The sequence below is a fragment of the Alkaliflexus imshenetskii DSM 15055 genome (assembly GCF_000517065.1).
In the GTDB taxonomy this organism is placed as follows: domain Bacteria; phylum Bacteroidota; class Bacteroidia; order Bacteroidales; family Marinilabiliaceae; genus Alkaliflexus; species Alkaliflexus imshenetskii.
The window spans coordinates 624717-643023 of record NZ_KI912105.1; the positions used below are offsets into that span (position 1 = coordinate 624717).

The window sequence follows — 18307 nt, forward strand, 5'->3', positions numbered from 1 at the left end:
AACTGCCGGACAAATTAACGCTGAAACGAAAGTAAAAATGAAAGCGCTCTAAAGGTCTAAATCATTAAAGAAATAAACCTTTAGAGCGCCTATTTTAAGACAAATTGCTACTTCAACACTTTTACAGAAACAGTCATTCCATCGGTAAACAGAACCTTCACAAAATAGACACCTGAAGGTAAATCAGCCATCCTGATGGCGGTTTTTGACCCGAAAACAGCCTTCTCCTTTACAATGCGGCCATCAGGCGAAATCACTCTGATGCGTGCCATTTCAAGATTGGCAGCAGACTTTAGTTGTAACACATCGCGAACAGGATTTGGAAACGCCATTACCAAATCATCAGCATTTCGCAAGAGAGGTGCGGAACTTGTGGGGTTATTCACCGTAAAGGTGCCACCACGAGAGGCGGTAGTGACCCCACCAATGGTACGAATGGTGTACTGGAACACACCAGCCTGCACAGGAGCACCACTAAAAATGGCATGTTTATTCACATAATCCATCATCACATTTATTCCCTCGGGCAACCCTTCCACATCTACACCCAAAGCATTTACCCATCTGAAATGAAATCCTGCAATGGATTCGCCCATATTAAGCGTCTGACTAGAGGAACCGGAACCATGCTTAACTATCTCTGCATTGCCATCAAACACATGGATATTGATTTCGAGGCTGGCGGTAGTGAGCCCACCTACTGTAGTCAGTCCAAACTTATAACTTCCGGTTTGAGCAATGGTTCCGGAAACAAATATCTCCTGATTAACGTTATCAATACTTACATCGATGCCAACAGGCAAATCACCTACAATAACATCCGCAGCACCAACCCAATCAATTACAATATTCTGAATTGGACTACCTGTGATAACAGACTGCGTTAAAAGATGGCTGTTTACCGGAAAAAAACCGGCTCCACCATCTATTTCGATCACGCCCGACTGCGTTACCACAGACACACCTCCGGTTGTAGATACAGTAAACTCAAACACGCCCGATTGTGTGGGCGTTCCACTGATTGTAACAGTATGATTTTCATTATCCACATCAACCACCAAGCCGTTTGGAAGACCTGAAACCACGACCGATGCAGCTCTCGTCCATGAGAATGAAACAGTCTCGATGGCATCTCCTGCCTGAATAGACTGGTTCACCATACCATTGGCTGTTAACTCGGGCGCGCCTCCTATCACATCATAAATATCCTCATAGTTGGCAACTCCGCTGGCATTCTTATCAACCACAATATGTTGAACCAGGCTATTGAGATAAACCTCCACGTTGGTAAACATACTGTGCAATGTATATGCTTTTCCATCATCTGGATTATTTGGATCCAGCCCATAAAGAATCTCCCAGGCATCGGGCATGCCATCGCCATCGGTATCAACCGGAGCTTCGTCTGCCTGATAAACTGGCCAGCCGTTCACATCGGCCTGAGAATCAATAAGACCATTGGTACTGCCGTTTGACCCTTGAAAAGTAAATGTTCCGGTTCGCGTTTCGTGAACGATGCGATCATCCACTGCATCGCGACGCAAACTGGCGCCTGCCCATGCCAACACGGCATCAAACGCATCAGATGCAGAATGCGTGGTTATCTGGCCCTTGGCAAACTCTATATTGGATCTCAACTCACTCTTATTTTTTGAAGAGGGATTGGGATGCACCCCCACCCAATTGTCGGTAGTTACTGATGAACTGCCATGCACGTAATTTCCATTCACATAAAAACTGCCCCACACACCGGCGGGCTGAGAATTGCCGCCATTGTCGGCATTGGGTTGCATAATGCGATACCGCACACCTGAACTTGTTGCCGGGCCATGCTTGTAGTAATTGTTAACCATGTTGTAACTTCCGCCCTCGCCTGCGTAAGCACTATTGCCTCCCCAGTTATAAATCACATTGTTTCTGAAATCAACCAATTCAAGATCGGGTCTGTTGGTATAACGGCTGCCACAAAAACGGGGATTGCGGCTGTCGTGATGTGCTATCAGGTTGTGATGAAAGCTCGCCTTTTGGCCACCCCAAATACCCATATATCCGTGCCGGCCTTTGTCGTGCACTGAGTTCCGCAAACTCTCAGACAACAAACACCACTGCATTGTAAAGTTTGCATTGTCGTAAAAAGAGGACGCCTCATCCGTTGCCCAACTCATGGTGCAATGGTCTATAATGATGTTGCTCTGGCGGCGTCCCCAAATGGCATCATCTTCAGTGGCTTTTTCATCGCCCATGCGAAAACGTAAAAAGCGGATGATGACGTTGCTGGCACCAACATAAACCGTATAATTTTTCAGGGTGATGCCATCGCCCGGAGCTGATTGTCCGGCAATGGTAAGATCTCCGTTTGAAATGCTTATGCGCGATTGCAGTTCTATTACACCTGAAACCTTGAACATCACGATTCTTGGGCCACTGGCAGTTACCGCTGCCCTGAAACTCCCGGGACCACTGTCGTTCAGGTTGGTAACATAAATCACCCTTCCGCCGCGCCCGCCGGTGGTAAACCTGCCAAAACCCTCCGCTCCCGGAAAAGCAATGGGTGCGCTGTTTATTTCCAAATCGGGCGTAGAAGACGCACTCGATTCAATCTGCAAAAGTGGTGAGACCAAAAAGGCACATACCAACCACATCCGCCACATCAGTAAAAATCTACTCATAACACGCATAATAAATTTCACATATCACACACTACTCCTCTAACTAATAAAACCTTAATCTCAAATCATCTTAGGCAATTCAGATAATCGGGATGAGACTAAAAACATGAAGATTACATGTTGTAAACTCAAAATTATATTTTATTGATGCAGCTTCAACATGCACCTGATATCTTAACCAGATACTCCCACCTAATTGAACAAAACAGCCACATCCGACCAATCAGTTAACGGAAATTATCAAGGTATGTTACAGAATAAATTTTGAACTGACTCACACGCTTGAACTGCGCACAACACTGGATTTTCATTGTTTATCAGATAAATACAAACACCAACATAAACAAATCAGCTAAGGAATGGAGAGTTGGCCATCGCATTTTTACACCATTCACTTTCAAAAAAGATTCGAACTTTGTCAGAAATTGATATTTTTACATGCTCTTTTTCGTATATTAACATTTAAATACACAGTACCAGAATATGGACCGAAAAAGAGAGCCAAACAGCGTTCCCTCTTACCACGCATTAATCACTATTTGGCAATAACAACGCCATACCTGGCCCGGTGTTTTAAACAAGAATTGCTTAATACCACAACTATCAACCATGCGAAGCAGAAAATTCCATACATATTACCATATAGTCGCCACGTTATCCACTGTTTTATTTATTCTGAATCTCCGGCCTGTCGGAGCGCAGGACATCCTGCGTTTTGAACATTTTAATACATCAAGAGGCCTTTCTCAAAACACGGTTTCGTCGGTATTATCTGATTCCAAAGGATTTTTGTGGATAGGCACCAACAATGGACTGAACCGCTACGACGGGAACAAGTTCAGGGTATTCATGAATGAGGAGAGGGGTCAGCAGAATTTCACTCACAACCGCATCGTGAAAATATGGGAAGACAGAAGGGGATTCATCTGGTTCGAAACACATGATGGTCATTACCACTACTTTGACCCGGTAACAGAACAGTTTAGGTCATTGGCAGAGTTGCTGCCCGGAAATGACGAAGGACATGCCATTTTCAGTGATTTCCTTCAATACTCCCAAGACGAAATCTGGATAGGCATGAAGTCCAGGGGCTTATTAAGGCTCAAATATGACAAAAATGAGCATGGCTACATAAAAACGCATTACACATCGAGGGGAATCAACTCCCTCTCCAATGAACAGGTGGCCTTTGTGCGAAAAGACACCAACGGTAACCTTTGGGTTGGAACACGCAAAGGACTTAACCTGATGGAAAAGGATAACATCAACAAACCCGGATCTGGTTTCGACCACTTGTTCATCACCCACAGCTTCACCTCATTTCTGGAAACAGCAACAGAACTGTGGTTTGGAACTTCGGATGCAGGGATACTCAAGTTCCAAAGAAGCCATCAGCTATATACGTATGCCAATCCGGAAAACACCCCTTCACTAAAATCGAACCACATTACGCATCTCCATATCACCAAAACCGGAACCATTCTGGCTGCACTGTACAACCAAGGTCTGCAAATATTCAACGCACGCCGCAACAATTGGGAAACCATTACAGTACATGGCTCGCAGGTAGACCAGATATATGAAGACCGGTTTGATTTGGTTTGGGTGACAACCGAGAACTTCGGAATTTCAAGTTTGCAAACAGATACCCGTCAAACAACCTATTTTCGCTTCTTCAACCCACAGGAGGGCACAGTGCCCGATGCCGAAAGACACGTGTTTTTTGAGGACAGCAAAAACAATTTCTGGATTGGCACACACGAAGGTGCACTGAATTTATATGACAGAAACAGTAAGCGCTTCGTCCATTTCAGAAACAATCCCGGCGATCCCAATTCCATCTCGTCAAACATCGTTCTCTGCATCACCGAAGACCACTCGGGTCAGCTATGGGTGGGAACTGGCCAATTTCAGGGTGGTTTGGAACGCATCATACTTAAGGAGCCGGCTTTTGACCATCTATTGCCCGCCGGCGAATTCAACCACATTTCGGACAACATCGTGCGCGCACTGTTTCAGGATGCCCAAAAACGCATGTGGATTGCCACCAAAGCCGGTCGGCTGCACGTGATGCAAAACGGAAAAACCGAGCACATATTCAACCGATTCACAACGCAGAACGAAATACTTTCCGGTGTAAACATCTACTCCATTTTGTTGGATGATGACGGACATCTGTGGCTTGGCTCCAAAGGCAAAGGCATCCTGGTTAGCAGGCAACCTCTGGCACAATACAATCAAATCAGAGACATCACCTTTTACAATTACCAACCCGTTGCAAACGATTCCACAAGCCTAAGCCATGCAAACGTGTATAGCATAGCAAAGGATAAGTCCGGCAAAATATGGATTGGAACTTATGGCAACGGCTTTAACCTGGCTCAAAAAAATCTGGACGGACGCTATAAGTTTCGAAGGTTCACCATGGAGAATTCTGACCTTTCCAGCAACCTGGTGCGCTATATACTTCCCGACAGCCAAGGCAGACTCTGGATTGCCACCGGCTATGGACTAAACCTGATGGAACACTTTCCTGACAGAACACAAACACCGCGTATCCGGAGTTTTTTTGCCGACCAAACATCTCACTCCATAAGTCTTAACGACATCATCCACCTCTATGAGGATTCATCGAAACGGATATGGGCAGCATCGTTTGGCGGTGGCGTGAACATGCTCACAAATCTGACTGATACGGATGCGTATTTCACCAAATACACGCAAATTAATGGCCTGAGCAACAACGTGGTGTATGCCATGCTCGAAGATGGTACCGGACACATCTGGTTCAGCACAGAAAATGGCCTTTCCAGACTCAATACCACCAACAACACCTTTGAAGTTTACAATTCAAACAACGGATTAAATTTCAACAGTTTTTCAGAAAACACCTGTATCAAAACAGACGATGGCAAACTGGCTTTTGGTGGCTTTTTGGGTATAGAGATGGTTAACCCCGACAAAATATCGCGATCCAGATGGCAAAACAGAGTAGAACTAACAGACTTTCAATTATTTAACAAGCAAGTACCAATTGGTTCGGACTCTCCACTGCGAAAAAGCATCGCCTACACAAATGAGTTAACGTTGCGACACTTTCAATCAAGTTTCAGCATCGAATTTTCTGCAATGGATTATCTGGATCCGGATAAAACGCAATACGCTTATAAACTCGATAACTTTGACCAGGACTGGAACATGGTTACCTCTGAACGTCGCGCCGTATATACAAATCTATCGCCCGGACGATATGTTTTCAGGGTAAAAGCCACAAACCGCGAAGGTGAATGGATTGACAGCGACCGCATTGTACGGATTCAAATCCTGCCGCCCTGGTATAAAACACAGTGGGCATTTATGGCGTATTCGGTGCTTCTTGTGCTGCTATTCATTATCGTTTTCTCCACAGTTTCAAAAATAAACCAATACAGGAACGAGCTAAAAGTGGAAAGGCGTGTTAACGAAATGAAGCTGAGATTCTTCACAAACATCTCACATGAAATCAGAACGCCACTTACCCTCATCATCGGCCCCATCGAGGATTTGTTGCGAAAAGAGAGACTGGACAACGCCGACAAACCCAAACTCGATATCATTCGCCGTAACGGCAAAAGAATGCTTCAGCTCACAAACCAGCTTCTGGACTTTAGAAAAATACAAAACAACCGGATGCGGGTCAAAGTATCTGAATTTGATATCGTTGAATTTGCCCGTAACATCTTCGAGAGTTTTGCACCCCTGGCAAATCATAAAAACATCGACTACCGGTTTGAGTCGGCCAACAACTCTCTGTTTGTTTGGGGCGACCCATCAAAGCTGGATATGATTATATACAACCTGATTTCCAACGCCTTAAAATTCACCGAGGCACACAAAAAAGTGACCATCAGTATCAAAGAGAGTGACGACACAATAGATTTCACAGTTTCGGATGAAGGCCGGGGTATTGCCCGCGAAAACCTACCCCATATTTTTGACCGCTACACCATCCTTAGTGGCGAAGAGTTGGCCGGAACGGGCATTGGATTATCCCTATCCAACGAGCTGGCAAAACTGCATCATGGTGAAATAAGAGTGGACTCTGAATCGGGCAAAGGAAGTACCTTTACGCTCCGTCTCAACAAAGGTAAAGCACATTTCTTAGACGATGAAAAAGTTGTGTGGACAGATAAAAAAGAGTCATCGGATACTGTCATCGCGGCCTCCGATGATAAAACTTCTGACATTCAGGAGTTGATATCGGAGCAACACTTTGACGAGAAAGAATTGCCAGGTAAGCCAATGGTAATGGTGGTGGAAGACAATCACGAAATAAGGGACTACATCTGTCAATCGTTAAGCCCTGACTTTAGCACATGCCAGGCAGCCAATGGAGAGGAGGCCCTTGCATTCCTCAACACACGCAATCCTGACATAATTATTTCAGATGTGATGATGCCGGTGATGGATGGTATGGAGCTCACCCGACAACTTAAAGACAACTTCGCAACCAGCCACATACCCATTGTACTGCTCACATCCAAATCATCGGTTGATGACCAGATAGCTGGCGTGGAACTTGGCGCGGATGCATACATCACCAAGCCCTTTAACTCCGACTACCTGAAAGCTGTCACCAAAAACCTGGTGGATCAGCGACGCAACGTAATTGCCAAATTCCGAGACAATAAAACCATTGATCCGGCCACACTAAAAGTCAACTCCAAAGATGAAGAGTTTCTGGAAAAACTAGTAGCCTACGTGGAAGAAAACTACTCCGAAGATTTTACCATTGAGCAGTTGGCCGATGTGCTCTGCGTGAGTAGAACCGTGTTTTACAACAAAGTGAAAGGACTAACCGGGCTTAGCCCCGTTGAGTTTGTGCGCCAGTTAAAACTTAAAATAGCTGCACACCTGCTCACACAAGGCTACAACGTTTCTGAAGCTGCCATTAAAGTAGGCTTTTCCGATGCCCGATATTTCAGCCGCCAGTTCAAAGCACTGTTTGGTTACCTGCCAAGTAAGCATGTGAATAAATAGTTGCAAAGCGGCACAAAACTTCAGTAATTTATGTTCGGTGTTTCCTGCTAAAGGGTGACAAGCGTACTATTCATCCGATGACTACAGACAAACCATGTGAGTCATCGGATGAATTGTATAATGCTTAGCCTTATCTTGTCTATCAGTCTAAATGTCTAATGGGGATTGCGGGCTTCGTCCTTGTCTGCCGACACAAAAGCTGATGCGAGGCACATAAATTACCCACAAATTCATGCAATCTCTTTATTGCCAATACCTTATATGTAGTATTGCAAACCTAGTTATTCTATGCGATTCTAAAATCTCCATCAATAAGTTCTACATTGAAATTCACTTTTGCTTTCAATGCTTTAAAAACCCGCAGAATTGTTTCAATTGTTACATTCTTCGCATTTCTTTCAATACGAGAAATTTGAGATTTTTGTACACCAATCATTTCTCCTAATTCGGTTTGGGTCAAATGTCTTTCTTTTCTTGTGCGTTTAATTACTTCTCCCAATAAGTCAAGCCGAAGTTCGTATTCATACTTATCCCTTTTCTCAGTTCCAATTTTTCCGAGATGTTTGTCTTTCAGCTCGTCAAGGGTATAGGTTTTTATTTTTTTTGTTGTTTCCATTGTTATTATTTTTTGCTTTTCTGTTCAAAGTACAACTTCATGATTGCTTTCACTTTCTCGATTTCTGTCTTAGGAATTTTGTCCGTCTTTTTAATAATTCCGTGAGTTGCAACTACAAGTGTTTCTGTCTTGTTTGTTTTATCCCAGAATGCAAATAGTCTATAATACATTCTGTTATATTTGGTTCTAAACTCCCAAATTTCATCTTCAAGTTTCTTGAACAGTTCAGTGTCGTTAAAATATTTCGACTTATCAATGTTGTAAATAATCTTTTCTTTTGTCTTTTCGTCAAGAATATCAAATAGTTCCCAAACTTCATCAAGTAGAATAACATCAAATTTCGATTTCATTCATCGTATTTTATTAACAACAAACATAAGCGAAAGTTCTAATATATGGAAACTATTATGCGGATTTTTTCCTGCACTATGTTTGCTAACTAATTTATAAAGCAGGATTTAGACGCGAACAGTATTGATTTTTGACAGATTGAATAATTGAGGAAGATGATTAGATTTATCTTTTTCTCCGTATTTTTTCCTGCTAAAGGGTGACAAGAGTAAAATTCATCCGATGACTACAGACAAACCATGTGAGTCATCGGATGAATTGTATTAAACATCAAAATTTCTGGGCTACGGAACCTCTAAATTAAGCTCCAATCAAATAATACACCTTTTAAAACAATTCATGACACCTGCTGCTGATTTGGTTAGCTTAAATTCGCATTTATTAACACTGCCAAACAAATCAATTATGCGAAAGTTTACTTCCTTTTTATTTCTGGCATTATTGGTCACACTATTGAATGCCCAAGACAGAGAAACCATTGTGAGTTGGACCTTTTCAGGCGCCCTCACCCCTGAGCAGATGCTCCCGAACACATCCGGAACCGGAAGCGGCAATTTCTATTTCACATCCACACATGCAACACCGGCGACATCGTTCAACAACACATTTGGGCGTCCGGCAGTGCGATTTAACAACCATCTGGCCCATCCCGATGACCTTATCTGGCATGTGGCATTTGATGCCACCGGTTATAAAAATATTGCGCTTAGCTCTTATCTATGTGGCAACGGAACCGGAAACCGTGGCGAGGTGAACCTCGATTATCGCATTGGAAACGGTGATTGGACAACCATTAAAACGTTTCCGGCCGATATGGTACTCCGAGACAATCTCTCAAACGAATATGCCGTATCGGCGGAGGAGTTTAATGGCGTGTTGGACGACCAGGTGTACATCACACTTCGCTACCGCGAAACGGGCACGCCTCAGCTCTTTCGCTCTGCCATTGCCGATATCGTAATTACAGGTGAAAAAATGACCGATGCAGCAGTGCATACCCTCGAGGTGACATCCAACAATACAGCGCTTGGCACCATCGACATCCGACCTATCGTTTCGCTCTATCGCAACAATCAGGCCGTGGGCTTAAAGGCAAATCCCGTCCTTGAGGCCCGATTCACGGGCTGGTTCGATGCCGATGACAACTTACTTTCTGAGGATGAATTATTTGTATTTCGCATCCACTCTGCCATCTCCATTGTGGCTCGCTTCGAGTCACAAATTGTTTATGAATTTATTGCAGAGGTGGACCAAATCAAAGGTACACTCATCCAAAGCCCTCGCACCGATAACAACCAATACGCCGAAGGCACTGAAATCACCCTTCAGGTAGAACGTAAATTTGGATATACCTTTAACCGATGGTCTGATGGCAATACCGACAATCCCAGAACCATAGTTCTGGATAGCAATAAAGCCATCTCGGCCATTTTTGACGCGGTGACTACGCACCAGTTCAACCTTAATATTGAAGGCAGCCAATGGGGTAAAGTCCAGGTTAGTCCGCAACCCGTAAACGGTAAATATGAGACTGGCCAGATAGTGAACCTAAAGGTGGTTCCCAACGCCGTGACCTCATTCAGCTACTGGGAAGATTTGACCACCAACACCGAGCGAATCATACAGATAAACGAAGACATTACACTTACAGCTACCTTCGATGAAATTCCATTTATTGTAGGATGGGATTTTGTCACCCAGGAACCACGCACTGGTCGCTCAGGCGATTACTATGCACAGACCGACAATGTGGGCAGCATCTCACTCTATCGCCCCGATGGCACAACGGTGAACTGGCTGGCCAATACAGGGAGCTTTTCACCAAGTCTTGCCTGCATCCGCTACTGGACGGCAGAAGCCAGTTTTGCCACGGAAAAACGTTATTTACAGGCATCGCTCTCTACCGTCGGATATAAGAACATTGAAGTAAAGTCCCTGGCTGGTGGCAACTACCAACTGCATTCGGTGCAGATTCTCTCCTGGTCAACAGATGGAGAAAACTTTCATGAGCTGAACCGTGTAGACCTTACCGATGTTTACAACAGTGGCTGGAAGCCGCTTAATGCCACTCTGCCCCAGGAAGCCGAAGGACTAAATCGCATTTATCTGCGCTGGCATGCCGATGCCAACAGTCCTGTGCTTGGCACTGGCAACGATGGCACTGCCTTTACTCAGATTTTCATCTTTGCCGACAGCAACGTGACCGACGACACTGTAGCGCCGATCCTCATTTCAACTGTTCCGGCCAATGGGTTCGAGGGTGCTTCGGCCAGTGGCTCCATCGTGTTGACGTTTAATGAGCGCGTGAAAGCAGGTCAGGGCGATGCCACACTCGACAATGAGGTACTAACGCCTCTATTTGGCTCAAAAACGGCCACATATCAATACGCCGGACTTGATTACAACACCGAATACACCTTTTTTGTGCCCGATGGCGCCATCACTGATATGGCAGGCAACACCTTTGAAGGCGTTGCCATCACCTTCCGAACAATGGAAAGGCCGGAACCCATCAAAAAGCTGTTTGATTTTGTGGTTGCCAAAGATGGTTCCGGCGATGGCATCACCATCCAATCGGCTTTCAACGCTGTTCCGGCTAACAACAATTCGCCATTTTTAATTTTCGTGAAAGATGGTGTATATAATGAGCGACCATCATTGCCACAGGGTAAAAACAAGGTGAGCCTCATAGGTCAGAGCCGCGATGGCGTAGTTATTACATCCAACTACTACAGCGGATTAACAGTTGACGGCGTTACCTATACCACCTCAACATGCCAGACGCTCGAAATCATGGCCAACGATTTCTATGGAGAGAATTTCACCGTACAGAATACGGCAGGCATCAATGCCGGACAAGCGGTGGCCATGAAGGTGTATGGCGACCGCTGCGCATTCAAAAACATCAAACTCACAGGTTATCAGGACACCCATCTCACCGGGAATGGTCGACAGTATTACGAGTCGGCCCATATCCACGGAACCGTTGATTTCATCTTTGGTGGCGGTGATGTCTTTTTCAATGAGTGCCTGCTTTATCTGGAAGCCAGAACCACCGGCAACGTCATTGTAGCGCCAAGCACACAGGCTGCCAACCAGTGGGGGTACGTGTTTTATAATTGCACCATCGATGGCGATGCTGCCACTCAAAACAACAACTATCACCTGGGACGACCCTGGCAAAACGCGGCACGTGCCATTTACATCAACACGCGAATGAACCTCGTCCCCGTGGCAGAAGGATGGCGCAACATGAGTGCATTTCCGGCGCTTTTTGCTGAGTACAACAGCATGACGGCCAATGGCAACCCCATAGACCTGAACAACCGCCGCGACAACTACACGGTGAATAGCGAAACGCGTACGGGTTACCAAACTGTAATTACCGACACAGAAGCCGCGCAATATACCATCGGCAATGTACTTTCGGGCAACGACCAGTGGACGCCCCTGCCGCTGACTGAGAACAACGCAAAACCAGAGAATGTGAAATTTGCCAACGGCACAATCACCTGGGATGCAGTGCCATACTCCATCTGTTACATAATTATTAAAGATGGAGAAGTGACAGGATTCACCACCTCAACCAGTTTCGAGGATGAAACGCTCAAAGCAACCTCTGTATCGCACGATTACCAGATTGTTTCGGTGAGTGCTTCCGGAAGTCTGAGCCCGGTATCAGAGAAGGCATCTGCCGCCACTTCCATCAAACCGCAAAAAATAAATCTGACCTCGTGTTATCTGCAAAATGGTGAAATTGTGGTTGAATCCTCAATGCCATCGGCTGCTGTAACCATCACCAGCACCTCTGGTGTGGTTGTGGTGCGTGAAAGCAAAGTGACATTCCCTGCCAGATTCAAAGTTCCTGCCGGCATCTACATTGTGACAATTCAATTTGCCAACAAAACTGAATCGCACAAAATGATTGTCAGATAATTCTGAAACACCATTGAGCTTTTACATATTAAGGGTTTCACTAGCAGTGAGGCCCTTAATTGTTATACGCCATTTATTAGAACCAAACCCAATATCCCATATTGGGATTTAAGGGAAGATTTTATATCTTTGTGTTATGAGAATTATTGCCTTTAGAACTCTAAGAGAGTTTTATGAAAAACCAGAATACTCTGATTCCGAGGTTTCATTGAGAGCTTGGTACCATGATGTTAAATCGGCAGAGTGGAAAAACTCAAATGAATTGAAAAAGCAATACAAAAATGCAAGCATTATCGGAGATGGCAAAATAGTTTTCAACATAAAAGGCAATGATTACAGACTGGTTGTTGCAATTGACTATGAATTTCAGGTGGTTTTCATCCGATTCATTGGAACTCACAATCAGTACGATAAAATTGACGCAAAAACGATTTGACTATGGACATTCGACCAATAAAAACAGAAAATGATTACAATGATGCCTTACGCAGAATTGAAGAATTATGGGGCGCTAAAAAAGATAGTCCTGATGGTGATGAGTTTGAGTTATTGGTAACTTTAGTTGAATCTTATGAGATGAAACACTATCCCATAGCTCCGCCTGACCCAATTGATGCCATAAAATTTCGTATGGAGCAAATGGGAATGACCAATGCCGATATGAAAAAATATCTTGGAAGTCAAAGTCGGGTGAGTGAAATCCTTAACAAAAAAAGACGACTCTCTTTGGGTATGATAAAAACACTTTACAAAGAATTGAAGATACCTGCAGAAATTCTATTGTCCTGATAAACTTAAAAACGGCGTGCATCAATATTATATAAAACTAACCTAAAGGTTCTTGTTTGCTCGTATCAAGCAGATTAACGTTAGCCATTCTATTAAGGGTTTCACTAGCAGTGAGGCCCTTAATTGTTATACGCCCAACCGCCTCTATTCTACCTCTCATCAGTAAAAGTGAGTTTTTTGTGTGGTGGAATATTTTGAAAAATTAACATTCTATTCAATTTTTGTAACAAATCTTCAAAATCCACCAAAATGAAAAAAATCTATCTCACATTTCTCACTGCATTTCTATTAATTTCAATAAACACCTTCTCGCAGGATTGGGAGTTGGTTTGGGCCGATGAATTCACCAACGGCATTAGTGAGGACTGGGTATTCGAAATTGGCGACGGATGTCCCAACCTTTGCGGGTGGGGCAACAATGAACTTCAGTATTACCGTCGTGAAAATGCCACGGTGGAAAATGGTATGTTGGTAATCACAGCTAAAAGGGAGAACTATGGTACGCGCCAGTACACATCAACCAGAATGAAAACTCAAGGCAAAGCCTCATTTACCTATGGCCGTATTGAAGCCCGGATGAAACTGCCTGCATTTCAAGGCTCATGGCCCGCATTCTGGATGCTGGGCGAAAGCATCACCTCAGTAGGCTGGCCTGCTTGCGGCGAAATCGACATCATGGAGCAAATCAACACTGATAACAAAACCCATGGTACCATTCATTGGCACAACGGCTCTGGCTATGCATCTTACGGAGGTGCCACCTCCTTTGACGTAAACGTGACCGATTTCAATGTATATGCCATTGAGTGGGATAAAGACAACATCAAGTGGTTTGTGAATGGCACCCATTTCTGGACGGCCAGCATTGCCAACAGCATCAACAGCACCGATGAGTTTCATCAGCCACATTTCCTGCTCTTAAACCTTGCCATTGGCGGTAATTGGCCCGGCACTACCATCGACAATACGGCATTTCCGGCTAAGATGGTGGTTGATTATGTGCGCGTATATCAAAAAGAAGGTGATGACAACGGCACCACACCAGAGCCAATGGAGCCTTTACAAATAGAAGCCGAAAGCCATGGCTGGTCAAACGGCATTAGTGACCACCCCACCACCGACGAAGGTGGCGGTCAACACATCCGTTTTAATGCTGCAGGAAATTGGGCAGCCTATCATCCAGTCAACATTACGCAAACAGGCGAATACCTAGTGGAATTTAGAGTAGCCGCGGAAACCGCGGGTGGGAAACTACGCTTCGAAGCTGCTTCGGGCACCATGCTTCTGGCAACACTTGACATACCATCAACCGGCAGCAACCAAACATGGACCACCATCAGCCAAACCATTACGCTTAATGCCGGAAGCTACTCTTTTGGTCTCAACTCTCCGGTAGCTGGATTTAATCTGAACTGGTTTCGCATAAGTCCTGTGGTAGCCAATAACATCCCAAATCAGACACTAAACAAAGCATTACATATCTATCCCAATCCATTGTCTGGCAGCGAATTTCGAATAGATGCAAATGACATCAACTTGTCGAACGGCCGACTCTCGATGACTACCCTCGATGGCCGAGTGATTTTTCAAAAACAACTAACCGGTAACAACGAACACATCTCCCTTCCAAATCACACCGCGAAAGGGGTATATATTATCTCCGTAGAACTTCAGGATGGCATATTATCCGAAAAAGTGGTGGTGAATTAAACGTATTTACGGTTTGCAATATGACCAGTGGCAGAATGCGGGCGACATCCCTGTCTGCCGTTACAGAACTTAGTACGGGGTAGAACTTTTCAAGCTACCATTGCGCCAGCCATTGGTTATATTGCGTGCTAACGGTTCAGACTTTCTTTGCTAAGTCCTTTTTCAAATTCTGCCGGTGTTAAAATTTCTGCTGTTTTGAACGGATTAAGTGCTAATAAATCTTTATCACCTGTTACCAAATAATCAGCTTTCGAATAATCAATCAAGTCTAAAAGAAAATTGTCTTTGGGGTCTCTATTTTTAAAATGTGTTGGCTTTATTTCAACCTTTAACGCAATAGTCTCTAATAATTCAACTAATTCTTTAACGCTTTCTTTGGGAAAGTACTTTTTTAATTTTTCACGATTTGTTACAATTTTGATTTCAGTCAGAAGTTGATCAGTAGTAACAATGATTATACTGCCGTCAGAAATGTATTGCTTAATTTTAATCAAACGTCTACCAATCAAGAAACTAATCCAAACATTTGTGTCAAAGATGACTTTAACTTTTTTGTTTTTCATAAATTTCTTGTCTTACACTTTCCACTTCTTCGTCTATGGTTTTAATGTCAAGGTCTTTAGTTTTAAAAGTCTTTAATAAACGTGACAACTTTGAGTCAATAACTTCTCTTTCCAATTCTTTTGTCAACTTTACTTTTTGTTGTTTTGGAAGCTGTCTAACCAAAGAGAGGATTTGCTCAAATGTAAGATCTATTTGCAATGCTGTTTTCATTAATCAAGCTTTATTAGTTATTCTCCAAATTTACAAAATTATCATTGTAGAAGCCAATTTTCATTAAGTTCTTGTTCTTCTTAGCCTGACCGCTAACAGGAGCTTAAACATCTGTATGTCCAACGTAGTGATGGGATTATAAACCTGGTAAGGCGACTGCCGCACAACCAAAACTTCTGCGTTCTTCGTATGTTCGCAGGTTACCAGGCTCTAAAGTCCCAACACTTCAATGGCCAACCCTGAAAAGAAGATGACCAATCCGGCAATTGAATGACTATACTTCTCTATTGGTTTGAAGGAGACAAAGCTCAAGCCATAAGCAGTCACCCATACCGATGCCAACATGGTTAACAACGTGCTGATGCCAAACACAGCCGACACCGTTATCAACGCGCCCATGCTCTCATTGGCTGCCGGGTACATCAACACAGGAATAAGCACCTCACACGGGCCCAAAACAAATAAAATAAACAACACCCAGGGGGTAATCTTCTTTTGTGCCCCTTTATCTGGTGCTGTATGCTCCTTTTTTCTATACCAATGCCGTACGCCCCATATTGCGTAAGCCAAGCCAAAGGCAATCAAGCCCCAGGCGGCCAGATTTCCTCTGAAATCTTCAATATGTATAAGGCTCTCTACCTGCGAACCAATGGCAATACCGGCCATGCCAATCACAACAGAACTTAAAACATGTCCCACGCCACAAATAAACGTGAGCCAAAGTGTACGTGAAATATTCCACTCACGAGCCTTACCAATGGCCACAAAAGGCAAATAGTGATCGGGACCAAGAATGGTATGCACAAACCCCAACGAGGCAGCTGTTACAAGTAATAGTTGAAAATCCATAGATTATAAACTTATAAGCAAAACATAAAAACCGCCCCAGATGTTCTCTAGGGCGGTTTTAACTAAATTATAGAACCAATATCTTTAGTTAATGTATGCATCATTCTGAACCAAATTCTCATTAACATCTAATTCACGTTGTGGAATAGGTAAAACAAGCCTGCCATCATTCCACTCTAACACCTGTCCTGCCCAATCAGAACCACTCGGAGCAACTACAGAACCTCTAAATCGTCTTAAATCATGTAGTTTATGCCCCTCAAAGGCTAATTCTCTGTATCGCTCGTCACGAATATCGTTTAACGTTAATGTAGCCAAAGCAGTAGCATTAGAACGAGTTCGTATGGCATTAATATCAGCAAGAGGCTCAGCACCAATACTTGAACCATTTCTGAAATTTGCTTCTGCTCGCGTCAAAATCATTTCCGCAAGTCGAATTACGGGAATATTTGCATCATACTTACCCCATTTACTCGACATCACATTACCCGCATCAGTGCCAACCCCCACATACAACATAGATGGTACATCAGAGATTGATCCAATTTCAGGATTATCGGTAATTTGAACACGTAAATCTTGCGATTCAAATAAATCGAAAAATGAGGACGAAACGTAAACATCACCTCGACCCAAGCCGGGTAGACTTGCAAAAAAAGTGGTAATTCCATCATTGCTTTGCCCTGCATTACTCTGGGCGTTTTGATTAATCATAAAAACATCCTCAGAAGTATAGGAGTCACTATTAAATGCAGATCGAGGATCACCATGCAACGCCGCATACCCCCCAAATCTTGAAACTACTAAATTAGACTCATTGGCAGCAGCCTCCCAATTACCCATGGACAAATATACGCGTGCCAGAAATGCAGCTGCTACAGTAGATGTTGCACGACCTCCATTAGCACCAGAAGTTGTTCCTATACCTCCTAAAAGAGTTTTAGCATCATTCAAATCTTCCAGAATTTGAACATATACTGCATCAACCGTTGCACGAGAAACAAGATTCTCATTAGTTATGGACTTAGTAGGTGTTAACACTAACGGCACCCCTAATTGAGTATTAGATTGGTTAAACTCATACGGCAGTGCATAAAAGCGAACCAATTCAAAATAAATGATTCCACGCAAAAATTTGGCTTCACCTTCTACTCGTGCTCTGTCTCCTTCATTTACAACCTCCAGATTCTCAATCACGTTATTGGCCATATCAATAGCCTGATAACTCCTTAACCATTTATTGGTTATTGTTGCATCATTGGGATCCATAGATTTCCAGTTCATTTGACGATACCCAAGAAAAGTACCAATCCAACTTAATTCTCCTGAATTTCCTACTAAATCACTATGAAACACACTTGTACCAGCATAAAGCTGCGGCCCTGCTATTCGTTCATAAATACCATACAAGGCATTTACCACTCCACTATGGCTATCGTAAACAGTTTCATTACTAACTGATTGTTGTGGCTCAATATCGAGAAACCCTTCACAGGAATATGATACAAGACCCAACCCGATCAACCCTAAAAACATATATATACATGAACTTTTCATAAGCTCCTTAATTAAAATGTTAATAAAAGCATTCATC

General features: G+C 43.6%; 12 protein-coding genes. 5 read left to right on the forward strand and 7 right to left on the reverse strand.

Going from position 1 to position 18307, the window contains the following annotated elements; translation table 11 throughout:
- Positions 1-107 precede the first annotated feature (107 nt).
- Positions 108-2669 carry a T9SS type A sorting domain-containing protein gene (locus tag ALKIM_RS19080; protein WP_157363737.1) on the reverse strand — a complete coding sequence of 854 codons (2562 nt, stop codon included), beginning with the start codon at positions 2667-2669 and terminating at the stop codon, positions 108-110.
- 609 nt (positions 2670-3278) lie between these two features.
- Here ALKIM_RS19080 and ALKIM_RS0102760 point away from each other — a divergent pair.
- Positions 3279-7688 carry a hybrid sensor histidine kinase/response regulator transcription factor gene (locus tag ALKIM_RS0102760; protein ID WP_026473316.1) on the forward strand — a complete coding sequence of 1470 codons (4410 nt, stop codon included), beginning with the start codon at positions 3279-3281 and terminating at the stop codon, positions 7686-7688.
- A gap of 286 nt (positions 7689-7974) precedes the next feature.
- Here the strand turns inward: ALKIM_RS0102760 and ALKIM_RS0102765 are convergent, their stop codons facing one another.
- Positions 7975-8304: a helix-turn-helix domain-containing protein gene (locus tag ALKIM_RS0102765; RefSeq protein WP_026473317.1), complete on the reverse strand. Its 330-nt coding sequence runs from the start codon at positions 8302-8304 to the stop codon at positions 7975-7977.
- Positions 8305-8309: 5 nt separating this feature from the next.
- Positions 8310-8654, reverse strand: a complete 345-nt coding sequence (locus ALKIM_RS0102770) for a type II toxin-antitoxin system RelE/ParE family toxin (RefSeq protein ID WP_026473318.1) — start codon at positions 8652-8654, stop codon at positions 8310-8312.
- A gap of 406 nt (positions 8655-9060) precedes the next feature.
- On the opposite strand from ALKIM_RS0102770, the gene ALKIM_RS19085 reads away from it, so the two are divergent.
- From ALKIM_RS19085 to ALKIM_RS17420, 4 genes are all read left to right on the forward strand, one after another.
- The gene (locus ALKIM_RS19085; RefSeq protein WP_162148787.1) at positions 9061-12591 is read left to right on the forward strand and encodes a pectinesterase family protein; all 3531 of its coding nucleotides are present in this window, start codon (positions 9061-9063) and stop codon (positions 12589-12591) included.
- 136 nt (positions 12592-12727) lie between these two features.
- A complete protein-coding gene (locus ALKIM_RS0102780) occupies positions 12728-13027 on the forward strand; it encodes a type II toxin-antitoxin system HigB family toxin (protein WP_026473319.1) in 300 nt (99 codons plus the stop codon).
- A gap of 2 nt (positions 13028-13029) precedes the next feature.
- Entirely contained in the window at positions 13030-13380 is a 351-nt protein-coding gene (locus ALKIM_RS0102785; RefSeq protein ID WP_026473320.1) for a helix-turn-helix domain-containing protein, read from the forward strand.
- 249 nt (positions 13381-13629) lie between these two features.
- Complete coding sequence (locus tag ALKIM_RS17420; protein WP_044117706.1) at positions 13630-15090, forward strand: carbohydrate-binding protein; 1461 nt, start codon at positions 13630-13632, stop codon at positions 15088-15090.
- A 128-nt stretch (positions 15091-15218) separates the two neighbouring features.
- Here the strand turns inward: ALKIM_RS17420 and ALKIM_RS0102795 are convergent, their stop codons facing one another.
- The 4 genes from ALKIM_RS0102795 to ALKIM_RS0102810 all read right to left on the reverse strand — a co-directional run bounded on the left by ALKIM_RS0102795 (position 15219) and on the right by ALKIM_RS0102810 (position 18306).
- Entirely contained in the window at positions 15219-15653 is a 435-nt protein-coding gene (locus ALKIM_RS0102795; RefSeq protein WP_026473321.1) for a putative toxin-antitoxin system toxin component, PIN family, read from the reverse strand.
- Positions 15634-15864, reverse strand: a complete 231-nt coding sequence (vap15, locus tag ALKIM_RS0102800; protein ID WP_026473322.1) for a type II toxin-antitoxin system VapB15 family antitoxin — start codon at positions 15862-15864, stop codon at positions 15634-15636. Before vap15 ends, ALKIM_RS0102795 begins: the two co-directional genes overlap by 20 nt.
- 210 nt (positions 15865-16074) lie before the next feature.
- On the reverse strand, positions 16075-16713 hold the full coding sequence (locus ALKIM_RS0102805) for an urease accessory protein UreH domain-containing protein (RefSeq protein ID WP_026473323.1): 639 nt from the start codon (positions 16711-16713) through the stop codon (positions 16075-16077).
- A gap of 84 nt (positions 16714-16797) precedes the next feature.
- Complete coding sequence (locus ALKIM_RS0102810; protein WP_052345281.1) at positions 16798-18306, reverse strand: RagB/SusD family nutrient uptake outer membrane protein; 1509 nt, start codon at positions 18304-18306, stop codon at positions 16798-16800.
- Position 18307 lies beyond the last annotated feature (1 nt).

Excerpts from the sequence above, each read along its gene's own strand:
- ALKIM_RS0102795 (WP_026473321.1), bottom strand. The coding sequence starts at position 15,653 with ATGAAAAACAAAAAAGTTAAAGTCATCTTTGACACAAATGTTTGGATT.
- ALKIM_RS17420 (WP_044117706.1), top strand. The coding sequence starts at position 13,630 with ATGAAAAAAATCTATCTCACATTTCTCACTGCATTTCTATTAATTTCA.
- ALKIM_RS19085 (WP_162148787.1), top strand. The coding sequence starts at position 9,061 with ATGCGAAAGTTTACTTCCTTTTTATTTCTGGCATTATTGGTCACACTA.
- ALKIM_RS0102770 (WP_026473318.1), bottom strand. The coding sequence starts at position 8,654 with ATGAAATCGAAATTTGATGTTATTCTACTTGATGAAGTTTGGGAACTA.
- ALKIM_RS0102765 (WP_026473317.1), bottom strand. The coding sequence starts at position 8,304 with ATGGAAACAACAAAAAAAATAAAAACCTATACCCTTGACGAGCTGAAA.
- ALKIM_RS0102760 (WP_026473316.1), top strand. The coding sequence starts at position 3,279 with ATGCGAAGCAGAAAATTCCATACATATTACCATATAGTCGCCACGTTA.
- vap15 (WP_026473322.1), bottom strand. The coding sequence starts at position 15,864 with ATGAAAACAGCATTGCAAATAGATCTTACATTTGAGCAAATCCTCTCT.
- ALKIM_RS0102805 (WP_026473323.1), bottom strand. The coding sequence starts at position 16,713 with ATGGATTTTCAACTATTACTTGTAACAGCTGCCTCGTTGGGGTTTGTG.
- ALKIM_RS0102785 (WP_026473320.1), top strand. The coding sequence starts at position 13,030 with ATGGACATTCGACCAATAAAAACAGAAAATGATTACAATGATGCCTTA.
- ALKIM_RS19080 (WP_157363737.1), bottom strand. The coding sequence starts at position 2,669 with ATGAGTAGATTTTTACTGATGTGGCGGATGTGGTTGGTATGTGCCTTT.
- ALKIM_RS0102780 (WP_026473319.1), top strand. The coding sequence starts at position 12,728 with ATGAGAATTATTGCCTTTAGAACTCTAAGAGAGTTTTATGAAAAACCA.
- ALKIM_RS0102810 (WP_052345281.1), bottom strand. The coding sequence starts at position 18,306 with ATGAATGCTTTTATTAACATTTTAATTAAGGAGCTTATGAAAAGTTCA.